The sequence below is a fragment of the Litorivivens sp. genome (assembly GCF_041625495.1).
GTDB lineage: Bacteria > Pseudomonadota > Gammaproteobacteria > Pseudomonadales > Spongiibacteraceae > Litorivivens.
The window spans coordinates 1-9,304 of sequence record NZ_JBFJTH010000147.1 but is presented as its reverse complement, the minus strand read 5'-3'; the positions used below and the strand labels follow the sequence as shown (position 1 = coordinate 9,304).

Annotated in this window: 9 protein-coding genes; all 9 read left to right on the top strand. The window is 53.1% G+C overall.

Annotation, left to right across the window (positions count from 1 at the left end):
* Positions 1 to 781, top strand: a 781-nt coding sequence (locus ABYP39_RS14720) for an aldehyde dehydrogenase family protein (protein WP_372783271.1), incomplete at its 5' end; no start/stop codon positions are given.
* A gap of 77 nt (positions 782 to 858) precedes the next feature.
* Positions 859 to 2,202, top strand: a complete 1,344-nt coding sequence (locus tag ABYP39_RS14715) for an MATE family efflux transporter (RefSeq protein WP_372783269.1) — start codon at positions 859 to 861, stop codon at positions 2,200 to 2,202.
* Positions 2,203 to 2,227: 25 nt separating this feature from the next.
* Entirely contained in the window at positions 2,228 to 3,592 is a 1,365-nt protein-coding gene (locus ABYP39_RS14710; RefSeq protein WP_372783267.1) for a class II 3-deoxy-7-phosphoheptulonate synthase, read from the top strand.
* 12 nt (positions 3,593 to 3,604) lie between these two features.
* Complete coding sequence (locus tag ABYP39_RS14705; protein ID WP_372783265.1) at positions 3,605 to 4,339, top strand: DUF554 domain-containing protein; 735 nt, start codon at positions 3,605 to 3,607, stop codon at positions 4,337 to 4,339.
* A 233-nt stretch (positions 4,340 to 4,572) separates the two neighbouring features.
* Entirely contained in the window at positions 4,573 to 5,631 is a 1,059-nt protein-coding gene (locus tag ABYP39_RS14700; RefSeq protein ID WP_372783263.1) for a Glu/Leu/Phe/Val dehydrogenase, read from the top strand.
* 56 nt (positions 5,632 to 5,687) lie between these two features.
* On the top strand, positions 5,688 to 6,752 hold the full coding sequence (locus ABYP39_RS14695; RefSeq protein ID WP_372783261.1) for a low specificity L-threonine aldolase: 1,065 nt from the start codon (positions 5,688 to 5,690) through the stop codon (positions 6,750 to 6,752).
* A gap of 45 nt (positions 6,753 to 6,797) precedes the next feature.
* Complete coding sequence (locus ABYP39_RS14690) at positions 6,798 to 8,027, top strand: amidohydrolase family protein (protein WP_372783259.1); 1,230 nt, start codon at positions 6,798 to 6,800, stop codon at positions 8,025 to 8,027.
* Positions 8,028 to 8,290: 263 nt separating this feature from the next.
* Positions 8,291 to 8,614, top strand: coding sequence for a helix-turn-helix domain-containing protein (locus tag ABYP39_RS14685; protein ID WP_372783257.1), 324 nt, complete (start codon positions 8,291 to 8,293; stop codon positions 8,612 to 8,614).
* A partial coding sequence (locus ABYP39_RS14680) for a type II toxin-antitoxin system HipA family toxin (RefSeq protein WP_372783255.1) occupies positions 8,611 to 9,304 on the top strand: 694 nt, incomplete at its 3' end. The genes ABYP39_RS14685 and ABYP39_RS14680, both read left to right, overlap by 4 nt.

Here is a 9,304-nt window from a genome sequence, read left to right as displayed (position 1 = left end):
CTGTGGCTTTGGTCTTACGCTAGGGGTGCATAGTCGCATTCAGGGCGCCGCTGATCGTATCGCGCGGCGTGCTCAGGTCGGTAATGTTTACGTTAACCGCGACATGATTGGAGCGGTCGTAGGCGTGCAACCCTTCGGTGGTCGCGGGTTGTCAGGCACCGGACCCAAAGCAGGTGGCCCCCATTATTTGAAGCGTCTGGTTCGTTGTAACGCGAGCACTGATCTTGATTGGGCAGAATTTCTGGCGACGGGTAGAGAACAGTTGGCGGCCATCGCGCTGCCCGGGCCAACAGGCGAATCCAATACCTTGCATCTAGAGCCGCGAGGCCGATTGGTGGCGTTGTTCGACGAACAGGATTGCGCTGAGCAGGCATGCGCAGCGATTTCGACAGCCATGGTCGCCGGCAATCGCCTGGATGTGCATGCGCCGGCAGCGCTAGTCGAACATTTGCAGAAGACTCTGCCGGAGTCTGCCCTGAAGGCATGTAGTCTGAAGCCTGAAGTGAAGGAAGAGCAGTTGAGCGCGGTGTTGCTCGATGCGAAGGTGCAAGGTGTGCTGACCTTGCCCTCGCATCCATTGAATTCAACCATTGCGCGAACGCTGGCGCAACGGCAAGGGGCTTTGGCGTGTTTCATTTGCGAAGAACCGGGGCGGTTCTATCTGCAGCGCTTTGTGCTCGAAAAAACCGTCACGATCAATACCACTGCTGCGGGCGGAAATGCGTCGTTGATGACGTTGACTGAGGGTGATCCAATCCGCGCTGCCGTTGAGGCGGTATAACGGCTGTTAATAGCCGTTCCTGCAGGTGTATAATGATGAATTAATTCGAAGAGCTTAACCGAGGGGGTGGAGGCGCAGTGCCTGGTATCGTGCCAAAACGCCCAACGTCCGTTTCTTATCGGCAGATTTGGGAACTCGCCTGGCCGGCGATCATTACCAATATTCTGTTCTCCAGTGTAGGTCTTGCCTACGTCAAAATAGTATCGGATGACGGGGCGGCAAGTATTGCTGCAGTCACTTCCGGCCATCGCATCTTTGTCTTGGTGCAGGCCCTGTTGCTGGGGATTTCCGTCGCGACAACGGCACTGGTGGCCCGCTCCTGGGGGCGCAGTGGGCCTATGCAGGCGGCGCGCTGGACTTGGCAATCGCTCTATCTCGGAGTGGCAATCTCGCTGGTGACCTTGCTGCTTGGGGTGGTTTTTGCGCGGCCAATTGCAAGCTTATTCGGGCTTGAGGGCGAAGCGGCAGATAGTCTGACTTTGTTCCTCTGGGTAATGCTGGCCTTTAACCCGATTTACGCTGTAGTGGTCCTCCTCAGCTCCGCGTTTCGGGCCACGGGGGATGCCCGCACCCCAATGCGTTTTTCGGTCATCAGTTGTGTACTCAATATTGTCCTGAGCCTGGTGCTAGCGCGGGGCCTTTTCGGTTTCCCGGCCTGGGGAGTAGTAGGGGTTGCGCTGGGCGGCGGTATAGCGCCGCTGTTGGCTTTCTCACTATTCGGGATGCGCTGGTGGCGCAATCGATACCGCTTTATTAGTGGGCCTCGCCCAACACCCAGCCTTCGGCAAGGCAGGCATCTTCTGCAAATCGCAATTCCTGCGACCCTTGAGCAGGTCATTATCCATGGCAGTATGATTGTCTTTTTAGCCTATGTGGCACACTACGGCACAGAGGCCTTTGCCGCATTTGGGTTGGCAATTTCCTTGCTCGCAGTCATATTTGTGGTCGGTTTCGGCTTCAGTCTCGCCGGATCGAGTATCGCCGGGCAGTGCCTAGGCACCGGTCGACCAGATCTGGTGCGTACGGTGGCCTGGAGAAGTGTGGTGCTCAGTGTCGCGGCGCTCGCATTGCTCGGATTGCCCGCGGGCATATTCGCGTCGTCCTTGTCAGCTATGATGGTGGATGATCCGGTGGTCGCGGCATACGCGACCCCTTTTGTACAAATCCTCGCGGCTTTGCTGCCTCTGATTGCTGTCGAAAGCTCGATTAGTGGGGTGTTGCGCGGAATGGGGGACACTCGCTTTCCGCTGATATCGACATTGGCGGGTATAGGTTTGCGCCTTGCCCTTGGTGCCGGGGTGGTGGCACTGGATTGGCATGTAAATTACCTTTTCGCCACGATGGTGGCGGATTATCTATTGAAGGTTAGTCTTTTGTCGCTTCGGCTGTTGCGGTATCACGCCAAGGCCGTGCCTTTGTGAAAGTGTGATAGAGAATTTTGGATTAATGAAAACAGAAAACAAACGATTGGACGGTGAATGGGAACGCGCCAGCTGGCGGCAAAAGCTTGCCTTGCAGCAGCCAGGATACCGTGACCTCGATGCACTGCAGCGAGTTGAGTCGCAATTGACGTCAATGCCGCCCTTGGTATTACCCAATGAAGTTGCTTCACTGCGAGATCGGCTAGCCCGCGTGGCTCAGGGAGAGGCATTTCTTCTACAGGGGGGGGATTGCGCTGAAAGCTTTTCGGACTTTTCGATCGACTCTGTACGCAGCACGTTCAATGTCTTGCTGCAGATGGCGATTGTGCTGACGTATGCGGGACGTCGTCCAGTGTTAAAGGTTGGCCGTATCGCCGGGCAGTTTGGCAAGCCGCGCTCGTCAGATATGGAGGAGCGGGATGATAAAAGTTTGCCCAGCTATCGTGGAGACAATATCAACGCTCCAGCCTTCGATGAGCGCAGCCGCGAGCCTGACCCGGATCGTATGATAATGGCTTATAACCAGTCGGCTAACACACTCAACCTGCTGCGGGCATTTATCGGCGGTGGGCAGGCTGATCTTCACCAGGTGCATCAATGGAATTTGAGCTTTCTGGAAAACAACCCGCTGCGTGAGCGCTACGAGCAGATGGCGCGCACTATCCAGGATGCGCTGTCGTTTATGGAAGTCTGCGGAATCAACAGTCAAAGTCATCCTGCGCTGGGTCAGACCGAGTTCTTTACGTCACACGAAGCACTGTTGTTGCCCTATGAAGAGGCGTTAACGCGCCAAAATCCGGCAACTGGAGGATGGTATGACTCATCGGCCCATATGGTTTGGATTGGAGAGCGAACCCGGCAGCTCGATGGTGCTCACGTGGAATTCTTTCGGGGTATAGAAAACCCTGTAGGGGTGAAAGTGGGGCCATCCATGCAGGTCGATGAATTACTTGGTTTGGTAGATGTGCTGAACCCGAAGAATGAGCCTGGCCGACTTACGCTGATTAGCCGTATGGGAAGTGATGGAATTTCGAAAACCTTGCCGGCCCTCGCGGCGGCCCTGAAACGCGAAGGTCGGCAGGTGGTGTGGTCCTGCGATCCCATGCACGGAAATACGGTGAAAGCCTCCAGTGGTTTCAAGACGCGTTCGTTTGATCGAATCCTGTCAGAAATAAAGCAGTTCTTTGGCATTCTTGAGAGTGAATCGGTGCATCCCGGCGGTATCCATCTGGAGATGACCGGGCAGCATGTCACCGAGTGTACCGGCGGTGCTTATCAGATTTCAGATGCTGATCTGGCCAAGTGCTATCAGACGCAATGTGATCCGCGCTTGAACGCCGACCAGGTGCTGGAACTGGCCTTTGAAATCGCAGACTTTCTCCGAGATTAGTAGGGGTCAATCGTGTCTTCAGGATTCAGGATCGTTTGGCCTGTCGGAACCTTTATCAATATGTTGGCGGTTGCCCTCGGCAGTCTGCTGGGGCTTGCGCTTGGACAGCTATTCTCAGTTGAGATGAAAGATATTCTCTTTCAGTCCGTTGGGCTGGGTGTGCTGGTTCTCGGAATCAATATGGCTTTGAAAGTTCCTGATTCCTACCTTGTTGTACTCATTCTTGCGTTAATCCTGGGTGGGCTAACGGGGCAAGCTGCAGATCTCAGTGATCGCGTGGATGCTTTTGGTGGGCTACTGGAATCGACGCTGGCTCTCGGTGATCCGAACTTTACGGAGGGACTGGTTACCGCGTTTATGATCTTTTGTGTGGGTTCGCTGACGGTTGTTGGTGCGATTCAGGAAGGGATCGAGGGCAGTCGCCAACTGCTGCAAGTGAAAGCCTGGATTGACGGAATTGTTTCGATAGCGCTGGCGTCGGCGCTTGGCGTGGGTGTGCTATTTTCCATCTTGCCCATGCTGGTTTTTCAGGGAGGTATTACGCTCTTGGCGGGTAGCGCGAGAAAGTTCTTTTCGGAGGAGCTGATCAAGCTTTTGTCAGCAACAGGCGGCGTGTTGATTATGGCCATTGGTTTGACGTTGCTTGAAACCGCGGAGATCAATGTAATTAATCTAATGCCTGCGCTGTTATGGGTTGTTGTGCTCAGCGAACTTCGCAAGCGTGCTGTGCGTTACTTGCCTGCCTGATGCGGTGAGCTTTCGACGTTAGCCTTTTGACTTATATCCCTTTTACCCGCAAATAACGGTATTCATTATTCACCAATTATGTACTTTCGGTATATGCCATCCTGATTTTTGCGATATTGGTGGTTAGGTCAAATAGCAATGCCTGATAGAGGCCCCTACTATTAGTCGATTCATCAGGCTTTCTATTGCCTAACGACACGCCTCTAACTTAACTGACGATCAGGATTCTCGGCATGGCTGTTTTTGACGCGCGCTCCTTCAACCACCATGAAATGGTCGCATTCCGCGATGACCCTAAAACAGGTCTGCAAGCTATTATTGCGATTCATGACACCACTCTCGGGCCTGCAGTGGGTGGCTGCAGAATGTACCCCTACAGCAATACCGATCAGGCGCTGGAAGACGTACTGCGTTTGTCGCGCGGTATGACGTATAAATCGGCGCTGGCCGGTCTGCCTATGGGCGGAGGGAAGTCGGTGATTATCGGGAATCCAGCGGTTCAGAAGAATCGTGATTTGTTGCTGGCGATGGGTGAGTTTGTTGAGAGTTTGTCAGGCAAATACGTTGCTGCAGAAGACTCGGGTACCACAGTGGCTGATGTGAAAGTGATTGGCGAGCGAACAACTCATGTTAGTGGCGTATTGGATGGCCAGGAACACGGCGGAGACCCTTCTCCTTACACCGCTTACGGAACCTACTGTGGAATTCTGGCGGCAGTGAAGTATCGTTTGGGCCGTGACAGTGTTGAAGGCCTGCGCATTTCTCTGCAAGGCGCTGGCGCGGTTGGCCGACATCTGACCCGTCGGTTGATTGAAGATGGCGCGAAGGTCTTCGTTGCTGATATCAATCCGGATAATCTGAAAAAGGTTGAAGCATTGGGCGCTGAGATCGTCAATGTCGATGAGATTTTCCAGCTGAGTGTTGATGTCTTTGCCCCCTGCGCGATGGGCGCGGTGATCAACGACAGAACCGTGGACGTTATTGATGCGAAGATCATTGCCGGAGCGGCAAACAATCAGTTGGCGACGCCTGCAGAGGGAGAGCGGCTGATTCAGCGTGGCATACTTTACGCGCCGGATTTTGTGATTAATGCAGGCGGCATTATCGACGTGCATTATCAGCGGGTTGACGGCAACTCCGGACGCAGTAATGCGCATGTTGAGCAGATTGCCGGTACGTTAACCCGTATCTTCGAACGTTCGGATGAACTTGGTGTGAGCACCGAGAGTGTTGCAGAGAACCTGGCTGAAGAAATTATTGAAGCGGCCAAAGAGAAGCATAAGGCAGCCTGATAGTGCCCCTTTAGCCATTTTTTGGGTCTGCAGTCTGGCCAAAGGAAACATGTTAAATGAGTATCCAATCTCCAAAATGTTTGGTTCATCGGCAGTTTGCCAGTGATAACCTTTCGGGTATTACTCCTGAGGCATGGGAGGAACTGCAGCGAGCCAATACCGGCCATGCACCCGCCTACGGCAATGACGAATGGACTGCACGCGTATCTGATCTGGTGCGCGAGATTTTTGAAACAGACTGCGATGTCTATTTCACGTTTAACGGTACAGCGGCCAATTCACTGGCCATCGCTTCGTTGTGTCAGTCATATCATAGTGTGATTTGTCACCGATACGCGCATGTGGAAACCGATGAGTGCGGTGCGCCGGAATTTTTTTCCCACGGTACCAAGGTACTGTTAGGCAATGGCAAAAATGGCAAGCTAGAGCTTGATAGTGTCAAGTCGCTAGTGAGCTCCCGATCTGACATTCATTTTCCGAAGCCCAGGGTACTGAGCCTGACCCAATCAACGGAGCATGGCACAGTCTACAGTCCGGGTGAGTTGTCATCGCTATGTGAATACGCTCGCGAGAATGACTTGAAGGTGCATATGGATGGCGCCCGTTTTGCCAATGCTGTCGCGGGGTCGGGTGCATCACCGGCTGATCTCAGCTGGCGATCGGGGGTGGATGTTCTGTGTTTTGGTGGCACTAAATTAGGTATGCCGGTCGGGGATATGGTGGTGTTTTTCGACCGCGAACTGTCCCGGGATTTTGCCTATCGCTGCAAGCAGGCAGGGCAGCTCGCGTCTAAAATGCGTTTTATGTCTGCCCCCTGGTTGGGAATGTTGCGGGAAAATACCTGGTTGAAGTACGCGGCTCACGCCAATCGCATGGCGAGTATGATGGCTGATGAGCTGAAAAAACTCGATATTGCTGTGCGTTATCCGGTTCAGTCGAATGCGGTGTTCGCGGATCTTTCCCCACCAGTGTGCGAGCGGTTACGCGCTAAGGGCTGGCAGTTCTATACCTTTATCGGTGAAGGCGGTGCTCGGTTGTTGTGTTCCTGGGATATACAGGAGAGTGACGTTAAAGCGTTTATTGGCGATGTTGCTGACAGCATAGATGGGACTGCAGGCTGATGCGGTAATCCGGTAGGTTAATCGCTAACCTGACAGGGGTAGAAGATGGCACTCCAAATTTTAAAGAACGCTCTGGTCTTTGATGGCCACAATGAAGAATTGTTGGAAGGCGCGAGCATTGCTATTGAAGGTGGTCGCATTCGCGAGATCAAGCAAGGCGACATCAAGCTAAACAGTGCCAATGTGATTGACCTTAAAGGCAAGTTTCTGATGCCGGGCCTGCTGGATCTGCATTTTCACGCTTACTCCATCACCTTCAACATGCATGAGCTAGATCATATGCCAGCGCCTTTGAAGGTTAGCCATTCCATCAAATTACTGGAGGGCGCCCTACAACGGGGTTTTACCACCGTACGAGATCTGGGCGGCGGTGATGTGGGTTTGCGACTGGCCACTGAAGCCGGTCTGATCAATGGTCCGCGCTTTCTCTACGGTGGCAAGGCGCTGTCGCAAACGGGCGGCCACGGCGATATGCGTCCGGCGGATGAAGAGCAGAATTGCGGTTGTGCATACTCGGGAACAATTTGCCAAGTCGTTGACGGTGTCGATGAAGTTCGCAAGGCATGCCGCGATGAGCTGCGAAAAGGCGCCCATCATATCAAGATGTTTATTTCCGGTGGTGTGGCGTCGCCAACGGATCCGATCTGGATGCCGCAGTTTACGGATGAGGAAATTCAAGCCGCGGTTTACGAAGCCAATACCCGCCGTAAATACGTGGTAGTTCACTGTCACACCGACGATGGCGCCAAACGCAGTCTGCGCAATGGCGTGCGTTCGATAGATCATGCGACAGAGATTCATGAAGACACTGCCGAACTGCTAGCAGAGTCCGATTCAACCTTCGCCGTACCGACGCTGGCGGTGGTGAAGCAGATTCTGGACTTTGGCCCTTCGATGGGTATGTTTCCGGAAAGTTTGGAAAAGGTTAAACCGCTCTATCAGCAAATGTTGCAATCCGTTGAGAACATGCATCGCGCAGGCGCAAAAATGGGCATGGGCACCGATCTGTTCGGACCACAGTATCACCCCCTGCAAAGCCATGAGTTTGAGTACCGTTCAGAGGTGCAGCCAGCCATTGATATCCTGAGGTCAGCGACCTCCATCAATGCGGAAATTGTGCAGATGAAGGGTGAGGTAGGTGAAATCAGCGAAGGAGCCTTCGCCGACCTGATTGTGCTGGACGGCAATCCCTTGGAAGACCTGTCCATTTTCCAGCGCCCGGAGCAGATGCCGTTGATCATGAAAGGTGGTGAGCTTAAGCGCAACACGCTGTAGTCCGCGTCCAGCCAAATGAATCCTGCCTGAGGTGAAGCTCGATAACTAATTAGTAACGATGGCGCCGGGTTTAAACCATTTTTGCCGGGGTGTCGTGACTTAGGTTGGGGCTGCGGCGTAGGCTCAGCCGCAGTGGCCGTAGAGCTGCTTCTTCACTCTGAGGCCATTCCGGGCGCTTCCTTATGGAAACTTAAGTGTTGCTATATTTAAAAAAGGAAACTAATATGTTTCTTTTCTGAGTGTGGCAATATATAAGTTTCTTTATGAGTTCGCTACTTGAGCAAATCAGAAAACGCCGTAAAGCACTGGCGCTTAAACAGCATGATATGTTGCTGCGGGTAGGTATGTCGCGGCAGCAATATCAGAGGCTGGAGTCTAAAGGGAATCCGCGCCTTGATACTCTGGAGCTTGTCGCCAAGGGGCTTAGAAGTGAATTGCTGTTAGTACCGCAAGAAAAGTTAAGTACGGTACTTGCGTTTCTTGCCGAGGATGAAGCGGCTTCATCGGGATCCGAGCATTCAGCCAAAGAAAGCGGCACCTCTCTCGCTGATGATCCTTGGCGAGGGTTGTTGGGAGAAAATGAGTGAGCACGGATGCGGCGGATAAGGTTGCCGTATTGCAGCTTACGATTCACGGTGTACTTGTTGGCTACCTCGCGGGCTTTAAGGGCGGTCGGAATGTACTGAGTTTTGCCGATACGTTTAGAAACGATTCAGGCCGCCCAACATTTAGCCTGATTACTCATCCAAAATTTCCTGCTTCAGCCAAACTCTTGGAAGAGCCATGGCAGCGGAATCAGCGGCTCCATCCTGTACTGTCGAATTTGCTTCCGGAAGGCTCTTTGCGTGAGTTAGTCGCGCAAGGCCTGAAGGTTCACATTGATAATGAGTTCCATATCTTCTCGTACCTTGGTTCGGATTTGCCGGGAGCTATTGAAGCCAGGCCTTTAGACCCGGAAGCTGTGCCGGACAAGGTTTTGCAGATGCTCGGAAAGGCGCAGCCAGTGAAGTTCGAAAAGCTTGCGCAGCAAAGCAAGTTTTCATTGGCTGGCGTGCAGATGAAGTTTTCCATGAAGGAAAGGGAGGGGCGCTATCATCTGTCCAGGGATGATGCGTTGGGTGATTGGATAGTCAAAACACCCTCAACACGACACAAGCTTGTTCCTTTGAACGAATACACGGCTATGTCGCTAGCTGAACTTGCTGGTGTGGATGTTCCTGAAATTAAGCTTGTGGAGCTAGACAAGCTTGAAAATCTTCCCCAAATCAACCTGCCCG

Coding starts and splice junctions, on each gene's coding strand:
- ABYP39_RS14695 (WP_372783261.1), top strand. CDS start 5,688: ATGAGTATCCAATCTCCAAAATGTTTGGTTCATCGGCAGTTTGCCAGT.
- ABYP39_RS14685 (WP_372783257.1), top strand. CDS start 8,291: ATGAGTTCGCTACTTGAGCAAATCAGAAAACGCCGTAAAGCACTGGCG.
- ABYP39_RS14710 (WP_372783267.1), top strand. CDS start 2,228: ATGAAAACAGAAAACAAACGATTGGACGGTGAATGGGAACGCGCCAGC.
- ABYP39_RS14700 (WP_372783263.1), top strand. CDS start 4,573: ATGGCTGTTTTTGACGCGCGCTCCTTCAACCACCATGAAATGGTCGCA.
- ABYP39_RS14690 (WP_372783259.1), top strand. CDS start 6,798: ATGGCACTCCAAATTTTAAAGAACGCTCTGGTCTTTGATGGCCACAAT.